Origin of the sequence: Blochmannia endosymbiont of Camponotus modoc (assembly GCF_023585785.1) — a bacterium.
Taxonomy (GTDB): domain Bacteria; phylum Pseudomonadota; class Gammaproteobacteria; order Enterobacterales; family Enterobacteriaceae; genus Blochmanniella.
In genome coordinates, this window is sequence record NZ_CP097765.1 from 415057 (window position 1) to 434952 (window position 19896).

Genomic DNA, 19896 nt, shown 5'->3' on the forward strand with positions numbered 1-19896 from the left:
AACTATTAGCCACGCAACTTTCTATGTTTCATACTACTAAGCGTTTATATGAATGCAATTGGAATATATTTCCTGCCTTATATTCAAAACATAAAATTTGCAGTTTACAATCTAAAAAATTCATAAAAAATTTTATCATTGTCAATGATGATAACACAAAAAAATCAATCTTAAAAATATTATAACGCTGTTATATTAACATGTTACTTCTAATAGTATTAATAGTTGACAAACGATATTTAATAGACTTAAAATAAATTTAATGTAATAAATTATTATTTAAAATCTGATATTATTGGTTCACAATCAGTATGCCATTAATTAAAATATTATATACATATCCATCCTAACATTCATGAGACGTGGATGATCATGAGTCAGAAAGTCATTATTTTCGATACAACTTTACGGGACGGTGAACAAGCTCTACAAGCGAGTTTAAACGTAAAGGAAAAATTGCAAATTGCTTTTGCTTTAGAACGATTAGGGGTAGATATTATGGAAGTTGGATTTCCGATATCTTCTCCAGGAGATTTTGAATCGGTTCATACAATAGCTCAACAAATAAAAAATAGTTTAGTATGCGCCTTGGCTAGATGTATTGATAACGATATTGATGTTGCAGCTGAAGCGTTAAAAGTTGCAAAAAATTTTCGTATTCATATATTCTTACCCACTTCAAACGTACATATTCAATCTAAATTGAAAAAAAACTTTGATCAGATTATAGACATGACCGTTCATGCGATACGTTATGCAAGAAAATACACTGATGACATAGAGTTTTCTTGCGAAGATGCTGGACGCACCAATATAGATAATTTATGTCGTATTGTTGAAATTGCTATTCAATCCGGAGCAAGCACAATTAATATTCCTGATACAGTGGGCTACACCACCCCATATCAGTTTGGACAAATTATTACGTCTTTATATAATCGTGTCCCTATTATTGATAAAGCTATCATTTCTGTTCATTGTCATGATGATTTAGGAATGGCAGTTGGTAATTCTATTTCAGCTATACAGGCAGGAGCTCGTCAAATTGAAGGTACTATAAATGGTATTGGTGAACGAGCAGGAAATACTGCTCTAGAAGAAATAATTATGGCCATCAAAGTACGAGAAGATTTACTGAACGTATATACTAATGTTCGTTGCCAAGAAATTTATAGAGCTAGTCAAGTAGTTAGTCAATTGTGTAATATCCCTATCCCAGCTAATAAAGCAATAGTTGGCTCCAATGCTTTCTCTCATTCTGCAGGTATTCATCAAGATGGTATATTAAAAAACAGAAAAAATTATGAAATTATGACCCCTGAAACTATTGGTTTAAAAGATGTCAAATTAAATCTCACATCTCGATCTGGAAGAGCGGCAGTAAAACATCATATGAAAATAATGGGTTATCAAGAAAGTGATTATGACATGGATAAGTTATATGATGTTTTTTTAGAATTAGCAGATAAAAAAGGACAAGTATTTGATTATGATCTAGAAGCATTAGCATTCATTAATAATCAACAAGAACAGTCAGAATTCTTCAGATTAAAATGTTTTCATGTAGATTCTAGCTCTTCTGGAATTGCTCACGCTTCAGTAAAATTATATTGTGGAAACAACACATGCACTCATTCGTCGAGTGGTAATGGACCAATAGATGCAATTTATGAAGCGTTAACTCACATTTCTAAGTTATCTATAAATTTAGAAAGATATCAACTGAATGCAAAAGGACATGGTCGTAACGCGTTAGGACAAGTGGATATTGTTGTATCGTATGAAGGACGCAATTTTCATGGAGTTGGATTAGATACAGATGTAATAGGATCTTCAGTAAAAGCCATGATTCATGTTTTAAATAATATTTGGCGCGCGAAACAAGTGATAATGCAACGCAAATATATAAAAAAAAATAATAATCAGTAATTTGGAAAACCTAAATACTTATGAATAATAATTATCATATTGCAGTATTACCAGGGGATGGTATCGGACCGGAAACTACAAGACAAGTTTATAAAACTTTAAATGTAATAAAAAAACAATTTCAAATCAATATTGTCACCACAGAACATAAAATAGGAGGAGATGCAATTAATAGCGAAGGCACTCCTTTTCCGAATAGTACTTTAAAATATTGCGAACAATCAGATGCTATATTATTTGGAGCAGTAGGAGGGCCACAGTGGACACATTTAACAGGATCAGAAAGACCGGAACAAGGAGCTTTATTAGCTTTACGCAAGCACTTTAATTTATTCGCTAATTTAAGACCTATATATCTTGCTGATGCATTAAAAGAATTATCTCCTTTAAATACAAACATCATTCCAAATGGAATTGATATTATATTCGTACGTGAGTTAACCGGAGGTATTTATTTTGGTAAACCACAAGGACGTTCAGGAACAGGTTTAAATGAATATGCTTTTGATACTGCAATTTATCATCGCTTTGAAATAGAACGTATTGCCAACATTGCTTTTAAATTAGCTCAAAAAAGACGTAAACGTGTGTCTTCTGTAGACAAAGCTAACGTGCTGCATACTTCTATGTTATGGAGAGAAGTGGTATCACATCTTGCAAAAAATTATCCAGATGTTGAATTAGAACATTTATACATTGATAATGCTAGCATGCAATTAATAAACAATCCTTCTAAATTTGATATTATTCTATGTCCAAATTTATTTGGAGACATTCTATCTGATGAATGTGCTATGATAAGTGGATCCATTGGTATGCTACCTTCTGCTAGTATTAATGAACACAATTTTGGTTTGTATGAACCTGCCGGAGGATCAGCTCCGGATATTGCAGGAAAAAATATCGCTAATCCTATCGCACATATTCTTTCTGCTGCGTTATTATTTAGACATAGTTTAAAATTAGATTATATTGCAATTGAAATTGAAAAAGCAGTTGCTCAAGCATTAATGTTAGGATATCGAACTATTGATATAGCAAAAAAACACGAAAAAAGCATAAGCACCAATAAAATGGGTGATATTATAGCTGCGTTAATTAAAAACGAAAGAGAAAAATAATATGGGAAAATCCTTATACCAGAAGTTATACGATGCACATATAGTTTATGAAAATAAAGATGATGTTCCAATATTATATATTGATAGACATTTATTACATGAAGTTACATCACCCCAAGCTTTTGAAGCACTACGTCTAAGAAAACGTATAGTTAGACAACCAAATAAAACATTTGCCACTATGGATCATAATGTCCCCACTACAACAAAAAATATTAATCATTCTGGAAGCATGGCTAAAGAGCAATTAGATAGATTAACAAAAAATTGTAAAGATTTTGGAATTACGTTATTTGGTTTAAATCATCCTTATCAAGGAATAGTTCATGTTTTAGCGCCAGAGCAAGGTATCACATTACCCGGTATGACTATCGTGTGCGGAGATTCTCATACTGCTACTCATGGAGCTTTTGGTGCTTTAGCTTTTGGGATAGGAACATCAGAGATAGAACATGTGTTAGCAACACAAACTTTACAACAAACTCGATATAAATCAATGCAAATTAACCTTTCAGGTATTATCGCTCCTCAAATTACAGCCAAAGATATAATTTTAGCAATTATTGGAAAAATTGGGCATGGGGGAGGATCCGGTCATGTAGTAGAGTTTTGTGGACCTGTTATCACGCTCTTAAGCATGGAAGAACGCATGACCCTTTGTAATATGGCTATTGAAATGGGAGCAACTTCTGCTTTAATAGCACCAGATAAAACTACTTACGATTATTTAAAAAACCGTAAATTTTCTCCAACCGGAAAGGATTGGGAACAAGCTTTATTATATTGGAAAACTTTATATTCCGACCACGATGCTCACTTCGATAAAAACTTTGATTTTGACGTATCTAATGTTAATCCACAAGTAACCTGGGGAACTAATCCTAGTCAAGTTATCTCTATTGACCAACCGATCCCATCTCTAGAATCTTTTATAGATCCTATAGAACGCAATTCTGCTGAACGTGCTTTAATTTACATGGAACTTCAATCCAATACTTATTTAACAGATGTTTCTATTGATAAAGTATTCATAGGGTCATGCACTAACTCACGTATTGAAGATTTACGTATAGCGGCACAAACAATTAAAGGGCATCATATTTCCGAAAATACACAAGCCATTGTAGTACCCGGATCTAAGTTAGTAAAAAATCAAGCAGAAAAAGAAGGATTAAATAAGATCTTCATACAAGCAGGATTCGAGTGGCGTTTACCTGGTTGTTCTATGTGTTTAGCTATGAATAATGATAGACTCGAAGCAGGTGAGCGATGTGCTTCTACTAGCAACCGGAACTTTGAAGGTCGCCAAGGGCGTGGAAGTCGTACTCATTTAGTTAGTCCAGCAATGGCGGCAGCCGCCGCCATTGCTGGACGCTTTGTAGATATTCGAAAATTTAAATGATATATATAGGACATATAACGTACATATGATTCAATTTATTCAACATACTGGTATAGTTCTACCGCTTGATATTTCTGATATCGATACTGATACTATAATCCCAAAACAATTTTTAAAAGCTACTACTCGCTCTGATTTTGGATTATACTTGTTTTTTGATTGGCGCTTTCTTGAAAATACACCTAAAATCTTAAATCCCAATTTCATATTAAATGATCCGAATTATAAACATGCTAGCATTTTGCTAACCCAAAGAAATTTTGGATGTGGATCATCTCGCGAACATGCAGTATGGGCACTCATGGATTATGGATTCAAAGTTATCATAGCTCCAAGTTTTGCAGATATTTTTCATAAAAATAGTTTTAATAATCGCTTATTGCTTATAACTTTATCAGAATTAAAAATAAATGATTTATTTAAAGAAATTTCAACACAAAAAAAAGGTATATCTTTTACTGTGAATTTACGCGAACAAATTATTTATGTACATAACAAAAAAAAGTGTTTTTTTGAAATAAATGACTTCCATAGACGTTGTATGCTTAATAAAATAGACAATATTAGCTTAACTTTACAATACGATGCTGCTATTAAAAAATATGAAAATAATCAACCATCATATTTAAAATAAATTGTAATAATAAAAATACAAACGTATTAGCATGCATGTGTATGAAAAAAATTTCAAAATAGTATGGATTAAAATAATTAAAAAATTAATATCAAAATTATTAGGAAATATATATTAAAATAATACGAATCAAATATTGATATACTCTTATATTGCATGTAAATGCAATAATATAAACATAATCTAAAATGATAGACATTGACTGCTATCTGTTTTTATTTTTATATCACTTAATTAAAAAATGATTTATATAAATATTTCAATAAATGAAGTCTATTATCAGAAATTAATATTTATTACTAAAAAATGGCGTATGTAAACCAGTAAAATTACAAAATAATTCGAATTTCATGTTACTCTAAGAAACGCGTGTTAGTATGTTTTTTCACATTTAAATGAACCAATATCTATATAGATACAAAACATAAAAACTCATTACTCATTAATTTATAAAAAATATTTAAAAAATCATGATAATTAATTAATAAGATAATACTCAGTAATAAATATACCATATAATATACTTATTTATCCAAGCATAAAGAGTTCACATTCTTTTTTAAGCAACATGTATCAAAATAGTTTAATCAATGATTATTCAGTTTTTTTTAAAAACACTATCATTAATTCAATTTTTATAATATTTTTTACTCAATTTTATTTTTTGGCTCATGCATCTAATTGTCTGCAAATTCCTATAATCAACAATCTCTTTTCTATTGATCAACCCATCTATGTGTCATCCGATGAACTAGATATTTATTATCCTAATAAAATTCAGTTTTCTGGAGATGTCAATATGAAACAAGACAATAACATTTTCATGTCCGACAAATTAATAATATCACTTAACGAAAAAAACGAATTATCATACAATACACTGTATGCTTGTGGCCATGTTAGCTATAACAACAACTATATTATATTAACTGGATCCCATGCTTGGATTAATTTTTATAATAAAAATATAGATATTCATGAAGGAACATATCATTTCTTAGAACCCCCTATTCATGGAACAGCAAATTCTATAATGCAAAGAGGAAAAAATCGTTATACTATTGTCAAGAAAGGCAAGTGTACTTCTTGTGTTTCAAACAAAAATTATTGGAACATAACAGGATCAGAAATGCTTTATGATCATCATAAACATAACATAGATGTATGGAATGCTTGTCTTAAAATAAAAAAAATACCAATATTCTATAGCCCTTATTTGTCACTATCTTTACATCAAAATAATGTCTTAGGGCACTACATACCTGATATTAAATACAGTAGCAAACATGGATTAATCTTTAAAATACCTTACCCTATTAATTTCTCAAAACACTACTCGGGCAGCATCTCTCCATGTTATATATCTAACCTAGGAACAAAATTAGAAACAGAAATACGTTACTCAATTAAACCAGGAACTGGATTATTAATTCTAGATCTCGTAGAAAATAATAAAATGTGCAATGAAAAATTTCCCAACAATTATCATAACAGATATTGGCAATTATATTGGAAACATAATGGTATTATGAATAAAAAATGGCATCTTAATTCTCATTATATCTCAACTACAGGTTCCAATAATTATATTGAAAATGTCAATATACCAACATACACACACTCTAATAATAATTGTATGAACCAAAAAATACTGTGCAATTATACTGATAAAAATTGGAACGCTAATTTATCTTATTTTGGTATCACGAATATTAATATCACGACAATTAAAGACTGTTATAATTACAACGAATCGTTCCAGCTAGAATTACATTCATATTATGATAACATCAAGCATAAACCATTGAATTTAAAGTTATTTAGTCAAATAACCCAATTTATACCTGTAAATTATCATTATCCAAAAACAATCAGAATCCACACGGAACCAACTTTAGATTTATCAATAAATAATTATTATGGCCATTTTAATACTGAAGCCAAATTAAAAATAACACATTATCGACAAAAAAATATAAATCATTATAAAAGAACACAGTATCCGGACTATCATTTACAAAATATAGTTAATCGTATCATCCCGCAACTAAAAATCAACGGAAAGATGATTTTAAAAAAAAACACGCATATTTCAAAAAAATATAAACGTTTCTTAGAACCAAAATTACAATATTTATATGTACCATATCGTTTTCAAGAAAACATTGGTATCTATGATACTGATATGATTCATATAGATCATAAAAATTTATTTCTTGACACTACATATAGTGGATTGGATCGTATTTTACCTGTTAATCAAATTACAGGAGATATAACCATACGATGCTTTAAGAAAAAAAAAGAATTATTTTATGCATCTATAGGTCAAATTTTTAATTTAAGACAACTTAATTCCGAATATATAAAAATATCTAAATGCACACAAAAAACTCCTAATATCCTGTTATTTTCAGGAATAAGTCATTGGAATATTAACGATTACTGGCATATGAACACCGAAATGCAATATGATACGCAGCATCATACATTATCATTTGGAACTGTAATATTAGAATATACAGGCAAAGACAATCAAGTTTTACAAACAAACTATAGATATGCCAACGAACAATATCTTAAAAAAATACTACCAGATATTAAAGAATCAATATATCACAACACAATTGCTCAATTAGGCGTACTCGCTTGTTATCCTTTAATTGATAATTGGAAAATAAGCTGTTCACATTACCATAATATAAAAACTAATCAACTCATTGATCAAACAATAGGAATACAGTATTATACGCCATGTTGGGGGGTTAATGTATCTTGTGAGCGAAAAATGATTGATTGGAACAAACGATTGAACCGCAATACATATGATAATAAAATACGATTAGATATCAAAATATATAACTCTACATCAGATTTTAAAGCAAACCCATATAAGATGTTGGACATAGGCGTCTTTCCATATCAACATACACTTTAACCTTAAATATCGCGCGAAATCAAATTCGTGCTTATAATATTGTTAATCATATGAAATTTTGGAAAATATTAATTCTAATATTTACGTTAAAAACAAATATTGTTCTTGGAGTATTAAAAACGGTAGATAAAATTGTAGCATTAGTGAATCACAATATTATATTAGATAGTGATATCAGAAATAATATTTATATGATTCAAGATAACATCTCTAATAGCAACGACAATATATTACAAGATATTTCATATTATCAAAAAATATTAGATCAATTAATCATAGACAACCTCATTTTCCAAATTTCTGATCAACAAAAAATCAACATTGACCACAATCAACTTAATCAAATGATCAATTGTATTTTAAATTTATATAATATGACATTCGATCAGTTTCGTTCATACCTATATGATCTTGGATTAAATTACGAAAAATTTTATTTCCAACAATATCAAAATATGCTTAAAAAGCAAATATGTGATCATGTTATGCATGATCGTGCTCATATATTGACAAATGAAATAAATAAAATTGCCAAAAAATCAAATATTATTGATATTAATAAGCAATTTAAATTAAAGCACGTTATATTTTCATTACCAATACAACCCACTCAAAGCCAAATAGATAGAATAGAATATTTTGCAAGATTATTAATTAAAAAAAAAGAATTTAACAATAATATTACAGAACTCATACGCACATATTCTAATAAAAATATTATTCAAATAATTAAAGTACATGAAACAGAATGGGTTTCATGGAAAGACATACCAATTATTTTTGATAAATATTTACAAAAAATAAACAAAGGCGATGTTATCGGTCCAATTACATCTTGCGATGGAATACATATTGTAGAAATACAAGATATACGTTATAAACAAATTATGCTGCCTGTAACTAAAGTTACAGCAAAAATATTTGGTATGAAAAATTCATGCGAAAATGTAAACATAGTAGAACAACTGTTACAAACTAAAGAACACATGGAAAAAAGTAATACTGCTTTTGGAATGATGATTAAAAAAAAATCAAAAGATATATGTTTTAGTCATTACGAAGAAAATACAATATGCAAGGATTTAGATGATTTCGAGCCGTCAATCCGAAAAGTTTTGAGTTCTTTAAAAAACAATGAAATTAGTATACCAGTATACACCTCTTGCGGATGGCGTTTAGTTCAATTAATAGATATATCTATATTAGAATATAATGAAATAATGTATGAACGTGCTTATTTATATTTATTAAATAACAAATTTGATGAAATTATGAAAAATTGGATTCAAGAATTACGATCCGAATCATATATTAAGATCATTCACTAAAATGATAAAAAAAAATAAACAATTTCGACGCATTGTGGTTACTACGGGAGAACCGGCTGGAATCGGCCCTGACATAGTTATTATGAGCGCACAAAAGAAATGGCCTGTAGAGTTAGTTGTGTGTGCAGATCCTAATCTGCTATTAGATAGAGCGAAGCAAATAAATCTGCCTCTAAGATTACGTTCTTACTATTCTAAAAAAATAGCATCTCCTTGTATGCCCGGAGAATTATCTATATTAAAAATGTTACTTCCACAAAAAACTATACCTGGTCAATTAGATGTTAATAATAATAATTATGTTATTAATACTTTAACAAGAGCATCACAAGGATGTTTAAATGGGGAATTTTCAGCATTAGTGACTGGTCCTATACATAAAGCTATTCTTAATAAAGGAAACATAGCATTCAGTGGGCACACTGAATTTTTATCTCAAATCAACAAATGCGAAACAACTGTAATGATGCTAAGTAATAGAAAATTACGTGTTGCTTTAGCCACTACCCATATACCTATATTATCTGTTCCAAAGATGATTACTCAAAAATCTCTTTGCGATACTATTTCCATTCTTGCACAAGGATTAAAAAAATACTTTGGTGTTTCACGCCCTAAAATTTATATATGCGGTTTAAATCCACATTCTGGAGAATCCGGCTATATAGGACAAGAAGAGATTGATATCATTATACCTGCTTTAAATATTTCAAAGAAAAAAGTTAATTGCGAACTAATAGGTCCTTTGTCAGCTGATACAATATTTCAGAAAAAATATATTCAACATGCAGACGTAATATTAGCTATGTATCATGATCAAGGTTTACCTGTTTTAAAATATTCTGGATTTGGTCAATCAGTAAATATTACTTTAGGATTGCCTTTTATTAGAACCTCTGTAGATCACGGTACTGCTCTTGAACTATCTGGAAAAGGAACAGCGCTACCTGATAGTATGATTATGGCTATTACAGTTGCAATTAAAATGCTGAGTCATCTTTATGAAAAAAATATACTATAAAAATCACCTTATAAAAAAAAAATGGAGCCAAGTATTCCTTAAAGACCAAAATATTATTGATACTATTGTTAAAGCAATTAATCCTAAAAAACATCAAAAAATACTAGAAATTGGACCCGGATTAGGTGCGTTAACTAAACAAATTCTAAATACTGCAGATCTCGATTCTTTAATATTAATAGAACGTGATTCAAACTTAGTCAATCGATTAGTTCAAATGTTTAACAAAAAAATTAATATTCTTCATCAAGATATAATGACAACAAATTTTTTTGATTTATCACATAAATTTGGGCAAAAACTACGATTAATAGGAAATTTACCCTATAACATAGCCACAGAATTAATCGTGTATTTATTCCAATACACCAATGTAATTTACGATATGCATTTCATGTTTCAAAAAGAAGTAGCTACACGACTTTACTCAAATCCTAATAAAAAAGAATATGGCAGACTAAGCATAATAACACAATATCATTGTAAAGTCGTTCCATTGTTAACGATACCAGCAACTTCTTTCTTTCCTATCCCAAAAGTAGAATCTATGGTAATACGTCTACTCCCCCACGCAAACACTCCCTATCCAATAGTTAATATTGAACAACTATCTTCGCTGACAAAATTAGCTTTTAGCCAAAGACGAAAAACGCTTCGCAACAGCTTATCCACATTTTTTAACGAAACAGAAATAACACGAAAAGGAATAAATCCGGCACTGCGAGCAGAAAACATTACTATTAATCAATACTGTACATTAGCAAATATGTTAAATAACGAATAAACTTACTGATATAATGTTTTTATTATAACTAGTATTATTATTTTATAATTGTATTTCAACTGAAAAAATGTTATACATCTATTTTTATTAAATTAATATATACAATTGAATTATGATATCCTTGTTTAAACAACACTGTAAGTCGATACCACAATAGTATAAGACTTTTTTTTTAACACAAAAATGTTTAAAATAAATTAGTTTCTATTGTAATGAAAAAAAATTATTTACTAAAAGAAGCATATTTTCATATTTTATAAAATATATTTTTTATTATACAAATAATCCTTTTCTAAAAAGGAAAGTTTATACTTAATACAAAATATTAAAAATATTATGATATATATGTATTTGATCAATTTTTATTATAAAAAAAATCTATAATCACCCCAAATGTCTACTTATTTTATCGGAGATGTCCACGGATGTTACAAACAGTTACAAACTATACTAGATCGTGTATGCTTTAATCCTAAAGTTGATACTCTACATTTTACCGGAGATTTAATCGCCAGAGGACCAAATTCATTAGAGGTATTGCGTTTAGTCTATGAATTTAAAACAAGTGCTTCCATAGTATTAGGTAATCATGAATTACATTTATTAAAAACATATTTTGGAATAAATAGTAGACAACGTAAAGATTATTTTGATGCTATATTCAATGCTCCAGATCTAGAAGAATTAATCAATTGGTTACGTCATCAACCTATGTTATACATAGATGAAAACAAAAAGATATTAATGACCCACGCAGGTATTAGTCCTAATTGGAATATTAGGAATACTAAAAAATATGCCCAAGAAATAGAAGAAATTTTAATTAGCGACCATTATTTTCTGCTTTTTAAAAAAGACATACGTGACAATATATTCGATATGTATCAGATACATAATGATAAATTAAAACAAATACAAGAAAATATTAATGTATTCACACGAATGCGTTATATTTATTTAAATGGTCAATTAGATTTAAAATACAAAGGAGCTCCTAAAGATGCCCCAAAAAATATATATCCGTGGTTTTCTTTAAACAAATTAGTTGATCCCGCATATAATATAATTTTTGGTCATTGGGCATCTTTAGGAGAAATAGAAATACCGTCTTCATCTGGTATTTATGGATTAGATTCTGGTTGTTGTTGGGGAGGGGCACTGACCTTATTGCGATGGGAAGACAAAAAAGTTGTATGCATACCTTGTGACTCATCTATTTAGCTTAAAACATAATCAAATTTGACGATTATTTATACATATTCTATACAAATAAAAATAAATTAATTGCCATGTTTTAATTGTCGCTCTTTTAAAAATAATTTATTAATATGAAATATTAGTTTCATTAATATAATTTTCATTATTAACCATAATAGTTTTTATTAACAGCGTTCTAAAATAGAAAAATGCAAATAACAAAAACAGTCCTCTCTAACTTTATAAAAACTATTAAAAATAGATTGCCATTCTCTTATATCGTAATCAGGAAACAAAGTGTCACCATCAATTTCAACCATGTTATGAATATATGTTAAATACAAGCGTTGCGCATGAGGTAAAAAAATATTGTATATTTCACTTCCGCCAATTATCATGACTTCATATGCGTCCTGTATTAAAGATAAAGCTTCATCTATATTTTCTACTACAAAAACACCATTATAATCATTTAATAAATTGCGACTTAAAACAATATTCAATCTATTTAATAATGGTTTCTTGCCTATAGACTCAAATGTTTTGCGCCCCATAATAATTGGCTTATATAAAGTATGATATTTAAACCACTGAATATCTATAGGTAAATACCAAGGAATAACATTTTTTTTTCCAATTATATGATTGGTAGTCAAAGCGGCAATTAAGCTAATAATCATTTAGGCACAATATTCAATATGTACGTCAAATTATAAAATACTTTTTAATTAAATTGTAATTACAGAAACATACAAAGTATAATTCTGCAATTATATACCAATTATAGTGTTAATGTACTATTTTAGAATGCATATCTTGAAGTGATACCACATGTTCTGTAGTATCAACAGCTAATGACATAGCTGCAGCAAAACTTCCATTCATTGTAGTAATATAATAGACGTTATGTCGCAGCGCGATTTGGCACAATAATGTAGCACAATCATTACTAATATTGTCTGTTAAGGTAGTATCAACAATATAACTATATCCACCATTCTTAATTTTTTTGTGAATATATGCATGAGTTACATGCACTGGTCTAATCATCTGAGAAACAAGACCAACACTTTTTAGTATCTTCGCTGTTTCACATGTAACATCCAACATAAAACCATTTTTAATAAATTTAGTAACTAAATCTACTGCTTTATCCGTATCTTTATTAGATAATGATAATAATACATCGCCATTTTTTTTCATATAAAACTGACTACTTAATGTTGCTTTAGCAAATGCTTCTTCAAAAGTACGTCCAATGCCCATTACTTCTCCTGTAGATCTCATTTCTGGGCCTAACTTTGGATTCATTTCAATAAATTTATTAAATGGTAATACTACCTCCTTCACTGAAAAATAAGGAGGAATTACTTCTTTTAAAATACCTTGATCCAACAAAGATTGCCCAATCATTACTCGGGTTCCAATTTTTGCTAACGCCATACCAGTGGCTTTAGATACAAAAGGAACTGTACGTGATGCTCTTGGATTAATCTCAATTATATAAATTTCATCTTTTTGTATTGCAAATTGTATATTTACCAAGCCTTTTATATTAAATTTAAATGCTAGTTCTTTTACTTGATAACGTATTCTGTCCTGAATATTTTTGCTTAACGTATGCGCTGGCAAAGAACACGCTGAGTCTCCAGAATGTATTCCTGCGTATTCGATATGCTCCATAATTCCCCCTATAAACACCTGTTTTCCATCGCAAATTGCATCTACATCTACTTCTATCGCATTTTCTAAAAAACTATCTAACAAAACTGGTGCATTATTAGATGCTGATATAGCATTTTTAAAATAGAATAATAATTCTTTTTCATTGTATACTATTTCCATAGCCCTACCTCCCAAAACATAAGAAGGCCTAACTACTATGGGGTACCCTATATTTTTAGCTTTTTTTAAAGCTGATTGTATAGATGTAACAGTAGCGTTATCTGGTTGTTGTAAACCTAAACATTTTATTGATCGTTGAAATCGTTCTCTGTTTTCAGCTTGGTCAATTGCGTCTGGACTCGTTCCTATAATAGATATCCCAGCTGCTTCCATTTCTTTAACCAATTTTAATGGAGTTTGACCTCCATATTGAACAATCACACCTGTTGGTTTATTTATACGTATAATTTCTAAGATATCTTCTAATGTAATTGGTTCAAAATAAAGAATATCCGATATGTCATAATCAGTAGATACAGTTTCAGGATTGCAATTCACCATAATTACATGATATCCGTTTTCACGTAATGTCATTGCTGCATGGACACAACAATAATCAAATTCAATACCCTGACCAATGCGATTGGGTCCCCCTCCTAATATCATTATAGTTTTATTTGTGTGATTAAATTGAAATTCACATTCACCATCGTAAGTAGAATACATATAAGAAGTATTAGTAGAAAATTCTGCCGCGCATGCATCTACATGTTTATACACAGGATGTATATCATATATACATCTTAATGTACGGATCTTATTTTCTGATACTCCTGTCAATTGCCCCAATCTTGCATCAGAAAACCCTTTCTTTTTAAGACAATATAATCGATTCTTGTCAAGACATGATATACCTTCCGATATTACATCGTTCTCTAATTGTACTAATTCTTGAATTTGAACTAAAAACCAACGGTCGATATTAGTTAAATGAAAAACTTGTTCTAAAGATATACCGTAGCGAAAAGCATCAGCAATATACCATATTCGATTACTGCTAGCATTTTTTAATTCATATACAATAATACTAAACGCTTTAGGGTGATCTAAATTAATTTTAGAATCTAGTCCCATTACTCCTATTTCTAATCCGCGTATTGCTTTCTGCAAAGATTCTTGTTGGCTACGACCAATTGCCATCACTTCACCCACTGATTTCATTTGAGTTGTCAGTTTATTGTGTCGCTCTGGAAATTTTTCAAAATTAAAACGCGGAATTTTAGTTACTACATAATCGATTGATGGTTCAAAAGATGCGGGAATACAACCACTGGTAATATCATTTGATAATTCATCCAGAGTATACCCCACTGCTAACTTAGAAGCTATTTTTGCTATAGGAAATCCAGTTGCTTTCGAAGCTAGCGCTGATGATCGCGACACTCTCGGATTCATTTCAACAACGATAAGCCTTCCGTTATTTGGATTGACCGCAAATTGTACATTAGCTCCTCCAGTCTCTACTCCAATTTCACGTAACACCATTATTGAAGCATTTCTCATGATTTGATATTCCTTATCGGTCAAAGTTTGAGCTGGCGCCACAGTAATAGAATCACCAGTATGAATACCCATGGGATCAACGTTTTCTATAGAACACACAATTATACAATTGTCTTTAATATCACGTATTACTTCCATTTCATACTCCTTCCAACCAATTAAAGATTCATCAATTAAAAGTGCATGATGAGGATATGAATCTAATCCGTATCTGCAAAGTTTTTCAAATTCTTCTTGAGTACAAGCAACACCGCCTCCGCTTCCTCCTAAAGTAAAAGAAGGACGAATAATGCAGGGTAACCCGATTTTTTCCAAAACCATCATAGCTTCATCTATGTCGCGTGCAACACCAGATCGCGCTGTTTCTAAGCTAATTTTTTTCATAGATTCACGAAATTTTTGACGATCTTCTGCCTTACAAATAGAATCTATCGTTGCTCCAATTGTTATTATATTAAATTTTCTTAAAATTCCGTGACGTTCTAAATCTAAAGTACAATTCAAAGCAGTTTGTCCACCCATAGTTGAGAGCAGTGCATCCGGATGTTCTTTTTCAATAATCTTATGTATTATTTTCCATTGAATCGCTTCGATATAAGTAACATCAGCCATATCAGGGTCCGTCATAATTGTAGCAGGATTAGAATTTACTAAAATAATACGATATCCTTCTTCACGTAACGCTTTACAAGCTTGTGCACCAGAGTAATCAAATTCACAGGCTTGACCGATAACTATTGGTCCAGCTCCTAATAGTAAGATGCTGTGTATATCGGTTCTTTTTGGCATATTTATACTCTCAAACTTATTATTTATTACGGTAATTTTTAATTAATTTAATGAAATGACCAAATAATGATGATGCAGCATCATGCGGGCCAGGACTAGCCTCTGGATGCCCTTGGAAACTAAAAGCAGGTTTATTAATATGGTGAATACCTTGGAGAGTGCCATCAAATAATGAAATATGCGTTATTTTTAACGTATCAGGTAAAGTTTGTTTATCTACTACAAAATTATGATTTTGAGCGGTAATTATAACCTTATTTGTTTCTATATCTTTAACTGGATGATTAGAGCCATGATGTCCAAATTTCATTTTTATCGTTTTAGCTCCGCTGGCTAACGCAAGTAACTGATGTCCTAAACAAATTCCAAACAATGGGATTGTAGTTGTATTTAAAAAAGTTTGTATAGAATTAATTGCGTATTCATATGCATTTGGATCTCCAGGCCCATTGGCTAGAAAGACACCATCTGGTTGCATATCAATTATTTCTTGCGCTGTAGTATGCGCTGGAACCACAGTTAATAAGCAACCATAATCTACTAATATACGCATGATATTTCGTTTAACACCAAAATCATATACTACAACACGATAAGGTAGGTGTAATGGAGTGCAGAATACTCCAGATTTAATATTCCAAGTGCCTTGATTCCAAATATACTGTCGAGAAGTACTTACTTCATGAACAAGATTAAGTCCATTCAATCCAGTAAATTCGCGAGCCTTACGCAATGCTAATGTGGCATCAGGCATGTTACAAGCAATGATGCAGCCGTGTTGTATTCCCTTTTCTCGTATTAAACGAGTTAACTTACGAGTATCTACTCCAGCAATTCCAACAATATTTTGTTGCACTAAATAATCTGAAAGACTCAATGTATAACGAAAATTACTAACAACCATTGCTAGGTCACGAATAATCAGCCCTCTTACCTGAATACAAGAAGATTCATTATCAAATTCATTAGTACCCACGTTTCCAATATGAGGGCAAGTTAATATGACTATTTGATAAGCATAAGAAGGGTCAGTAATTATTTCTTGATATCCAGTCATTGATGTGTTAAACACTACTTCTCCTACTGTTTCTCCTTCTGCGCCTATTGCATAACCATAAAATTGATTACCATCTTCTAATACTAACAATGCTGATTTCATTAAAATAACTCTATCTTAATAGATGAATAAATCATTAAGTATATAACTTACATTTAATTTATGAGAGGAAATTGATAAGTCAAATATTAAATTAATAATACTATTATATTAGATTAAAATAAAACATGTGTAAATAAAATTTATACATGTTTTATTGATTATTAATCTTAAAATTCTTTCAATAACATCAATGATGTTATCATATATATACTTATATGTATATGCATCTAGCTATCATAATAGCGTATCCAATTCTAAAATATCGCTTATATCAAATAATCCTCTTTTATCACGTCCTATCCAAAAAGCAGCACGTAATGCTCCATGAGCAAATATTAAACGATCTGATGCTTTATGTGTAATTTCTAAACGTTCTCCTGGTCCTGCAAATAAAACAGTATGTTCTCCAACGACATCTCCAGCACGTATCGAATGAATTAATATATCATTATAAGAAGAGGATGATGAATACGTTGTAGAATCAAGATTAGAATCCATAATTTTATTAGAATGAATAGATCGCAATGCATTTACAATAATATTTTGCATTGTTAAAGAAGTTCCAGACGGTATGTCACGTTTCCTGTTATGATGAGTTTCAATAATACTGATATCTGAAGTATTACCTATAATTTGTGTAATCTTATGCAATAATTTAGATATTAACGCTACACCTATACTAAAATTGGAGGAAAAAACAATTCCTATTTTATGAGACGCATTTAGAATAAAATTCTTATGTATCTGATTAAATCCAGTAGTACCAATAACTATATTTTTATTGTTATTAACACAAAATTTTAAATATTCTATAGATATATCAGGGGCAGTGAAATCAACCAAAACATCAAAATTGTCTTTAATTGATTCCAAATCATCAGTAACTTCTATACCTAAAGTATCAGTGTTTATTAATACTCCAACATCCATTCCACAAATATTAGTATTTAACCGTGTTATAGCAGCTCCCAAAACAATTTCTTGACTAAATTGTTTTTCTCCTTTAACAACACAAGTTACTATTTCTTTGCCCATGCGACCAGTTACTCCCGTAACAGCAATACGGAGAAGTGCATCACTCATAATTTTATAACCTTATTAATAATGTTTATTCTTTACATACAGAAAAATTTATGATTCTGATTTGTTCCTATATATAATACTAAGTGCAATAAAGTATAATAAATAATGTTACATATTGTTTATAATTTTTTATAGTCAGCTTGTTTATATTTAATACGTAATTTTACTGTTACAATAAAATCAACAAATCCATTATTATTATAAATATGCTAAATTTTAGGTGTATCAAAAAATATATTCTCTTCCTCTCCAATCATTTCTTCAACAACAATATGATCTGTACTTAATACACGTAATTTTTCAATAACTTGGAGTACTAAAATGTCTGGGGCTGACGCCCCAGCAGTAATACCAATATTATTTACCCCACACAACCAATTTTTTTGAATATCATTAGCATGACTAATTAAATATGTAATTTTCCCAATACGACGTGCTAGTTCCATTAATCGTACAGAATTAGACGATGTTATTGACCCTACAACGAATATCATCTCTACCGTTGGAGCTAAATTTTTAAGAGCATTTTGTCTATTAAATGTTGCGTAACAAATATCATGTTTTCTAGGGCCCACAATGTTAGGAAATCTTTTATTTAAAATTGCTATAATCTTTGCAGTATCATCTATAGATAAAGTCGTTTGCGTTACAAAAAATAAATGATTTGGGTGGTTAACCTGAATGGACCAAGCATCTGATTGCGACTCAACTAAATATATTTTTTGTCCAGAATTCGTAGAAATATATTGCCCCATAGTTCCTTCTACTTCTGGATGACCAGAATGACCTATTAAGATTACTTCCATGTTATTACGATTAGCTCGGGAGACTTCCTTATGTACTTTAGTTACCAATGGACAAGTAGCATCAATTATTATTAAATTTTTAATTTTTGATTGCTCCCGAATCTTTTTTGACACTCCGTGAGCAGAAAAAATTAGAACCGATCCATTTGGTACTTCATCTAGTCGCTCAATAAAAATAACACCTTTCTTAGATAATTGAGTTACCACGTAATCGTTATGCACCAACTCATGTCGTACATAAATTGGAGTACCATATATTTGTATCGTTTTCTCTACAATATTAATCGCGCGATTTACCCCTGCGCAGAACCCACGCGGATTAGCTAATACAACTTTAATTATTTATACCCTCTTGTATTTTCATATAAAAAAAATTGCTACATTTATTGCTCATATAAAATATGACAATTAATTTTTAGTAATTTTGTAATTAAATTAATAAACATAATAATGCATATTATGTTGATAACAATCATC

General features: G+C 30.0%; 14 protein-coding genes. 9 read left to right on the forward strand and 5 right to left on the reverse strand.

Going from position 1 to position 19896, the window contains the following annotated elements; genetic code table 11:
• Positions 1 to 372: 372 nt before the first annotated feature.
• The 9 genes from leuA (at position 373) to M9396_RS01820 (ending at position 12378) form a co-directional block, all read left to right on the forward strand.
• Positions 373 to 1929 (forward strand): 2-isopropylmalate synthase, encoded by a 1557-nt coding sequence (gene leuA / locus M9396_RS01780; protein ID WP_250256505.1) that lies wholly within the window; start codon positions 373 to 375, stop codon positions 1927 to 1929.
• A gap of 20 nt (positions 1930 to 1949) precedes the next feature.
• Complete coding sequence (gene leuB, locus M9396_RS01785; RefSeq protein ID WP_250241957.1) at positions 1950 to 3050, forward strand: 3-isopropylmalate dehydrogenase; 1101 nt, start codon at positions 1950 to 1952, stop codon at positions 3048 to 3050.
• A 1-nt stretch (position 3051) separates the two neighbouring features.
• Complete coding sequence (gene leuC / locus M9396_RS01790) at positions 3052 to 4452, forward strand: 3-isopropylmalate dehydratase large subunit (RefSeq protein WP_250241955.1); 1401 nt, start codon at positions 3052 to 3054, stop codon at positions 4450 to 4452.
• Positions 4453 to 4477: 25 nt separating this feature from the next.
• Positions 4478 to 5086: a 3-isopropylmalate dehydratase small subunit gene (gene leuD / locus M9396_RS01795; RefSeq protein WP_250241953.1), complete on the forward strand. Its 609-nt coding sequence runs from the start codon at positions 4478 to 4480 to the stop codon at positions 5084 to 5086.
• A gap of 568 nt (positions 5087 to 5654) precedes the next feature.
• Positions 5655 to 8024, forward strand: coding sequence for an LPS assembly protein LptD (gene lptD, locus M9396_RS01800; protein WP_250256506.1), 2370 nt, complete (start codon positions 5655 to 5657; stop codon positions 8022 to 8024).
• A gap of 50 nt (positions 8025 to 8074) precedes the next feature.
• Positions 8075 to 9352, forward strand: a complete 1278-nt coding sequence (locus M9396_RS01805; RefSeq protein WP_250256507.1) for a peptidylprolyl isomerase — start codon at positions 8075 to 8077, stop codon at positions 9350 to 9352.
• Between the two features lies 1 nt (position 9353).
• Positions 9354 to 10373 (forward strand): 4-hydroxythreonine-4-phosphate dehydrogenase PdxA, encoded by a 1020-nt coding sequence (gene pdxA / locus M9396_RS01810; protein ID WP_250256508.1) that lies wholly within the window; start codon positions 9354 to 9356, stop codon positions 10371 to 10373.
• Complete coding sequence (gene rsmA, locus M9396_RS01815; protein ID WP_250256509.1) at positions 10354 to 11157, forward strand: 16S rRNA (adenine(1518)-N(6)/adenine(1519)-N(6))-dimethyltransferase RsmA; 804 nt, start codon at positions 10354 to 10356, stop codon at positions 11155 to 11157. Before pdxA ends, rsmA begins: the two co-directional genes overlap by 20 nt.
• A 393-nt stretch (positions 11158 to 11550) precedes the next feature.
• On the forward strand, positions 11551 to 12378 hold the full coding sequence (locus tag M9396_RS01820; RefSeq protein ID WP_250256510.1) for a symmetrical bis(5'-nucleosyl)-tetraphosphatase: 828 nt from the start codon (positions 11551 to 11553) through the stop codon (positions 12376 to 12378).
• Positions 12379 to 12539: 161 nt separating this feature from the next.
• On the opposite strand, the gene folA is transcribed toward M9396_RS01820, so the two are convergent.
• The 5 genes from folA to ispH form a co-directional block, all read right to left on the reverse strand.
• Positions 12540 to 13034 carry a type 3 dihydrofolate reductase gene (gene folA / locus M9396_RS01825; RefSeq protein WP_250256511.1) on the reverse strand — a complete coding sequence of 165 codons (495 nt, stop codon included), beginning with the start codon at positions 13032 to 13034 and terminating at the stop codon, positions 12540 to 12542.
• A 109-nt stretch (positions 13035 to 13143) separates the two neighbouring features.
• Positions 13144 to 16371, reverse strand: coding sequence for a carbamoyl-phosphate synthase large subunit (gene carB / locus M9396_RS01830; protein WP_250256512.1), 3228 nt, complete (start codon positions 16369 to 16371; stop codon positions 13144 to 13146).
• 19 nt (positions 16372 to 16390) lie between these two features.
• Positions 16391 to 17530, reverse strand: a complete 1140-nt coding sequence (gene carA / locus M9396_RS01835; protein WP_250256513.1) for a glutamine-hydrolyzing carbamoyl-phosphate synthase small subunit — start codon at positions 17528 to 17530, stop codon at positions 16391 to 16393.
• Between the two features lie 234 nt (positions 17531 to 17764).
• Complete coding sequence (dapB, locus tag M9396_RS01840) at positions 17765 to 18613, reverse strand: 4-hydroxy-tetrahydrodipicolinate reductase (RefSeq protein ID WP_250241930.1); 849 nt, start codon at positions 18611 to 18613, stop codon at positions 17765 to 17767.
• Positions 18614 to 18822: 209 nt separating this feature from the next.
• A complete protein-coding gene (gene ispH / locus M9396_RS01845; RefSeq protein ID WP_250242405.1) occupies positions 18823 to 19758 on the reverse strand; it encodes a 4-hydroxy-3-methylbut-2-enyl diphosphate reductase in 936 nt (311 codons plus the stop codon).
• Positions 19759 to 19896 lie beyond the last annotated feature (138 nt).

Coding starts and splice junctions, on each gene's coding strand:
- folA (WP_250256511.1), bottom strand. CDS start 13,034: ATGATTATTAGCTTAATTGCCGCTTTGACTACCAATCATATAATTGGA.
- leuB (WP_250241957.1), top strand. CDS start 1,950: ATGAATAATAATTATCATATTGCAGTATTACCAGGGGATGGTATCGGA.
- leuA (WP_250256505.1), top strand. CDS start 373: ATGAGTCAGAAAGTCATTATTTTCGATACAACTTTACGGGACGGTGAA.
- lptD (WP_250256506.1), top strand. CDS start 5,655: ATGTATCAAAATAGTTTAATCAATGATTATTCAGTTTTTTTTAAAAAC.
- carB (WP_250256512.1), bottom strand. CDS start 16,371: ATGCCAAAAAGAACCGATATACACAGCATCTTACTATTAGGAGCTGGA.
- leuC (WP_250241955.1), top strand. CDS start 3,052: ATGGGAAAATCCTTATACCAGAAGTTATACGATGCACATATAGTTTAT.
- M9396_RS01805 (WP_250256507.1), top strand. CDS start 8,075: ATGAAATTTTGGAAAATATTAATTCTAATATTTACGTTAAAAACAAAT.
- carA (WP_250256513.1), bottom strand. CDS start 17,530: ATGAAATCAGCATTGTTAGTATTAGAAGATGGTAATCAATTTTATGGT.
- M9396_RS01820 (WP_250256510.1), top strand. CDS start 11,551: ATGTCTACTTATTTTATCGGAGATGTCCACGGATGTTACAAACAGTTA.
- rsmA (WP_250256509.1), top strand. CDS start 10,354: ATGAAAAAAATATACTATAAAAATCACCTTATAAAAAAAAAATGGAGC.
- pdxA (WP_250256508.1), top strand. CDS start 9,354: ATGATAAAAAAAAATAAACAATTTCGACGCATTGTGGTTACTACGGGA.
- dapB (WP_250241930.1), bottom strand. CDS start 18,613: ATGAGTGATGCACTTCTCCGTATTGCTGTTACGGGAGTAACTGGTCGC.
- leuD (WP_250241953.1), top strand. CDS start 4,478: ATGATTCAATTTATTCAACATACTGGTATAGTTCTACCGCTTGATATT.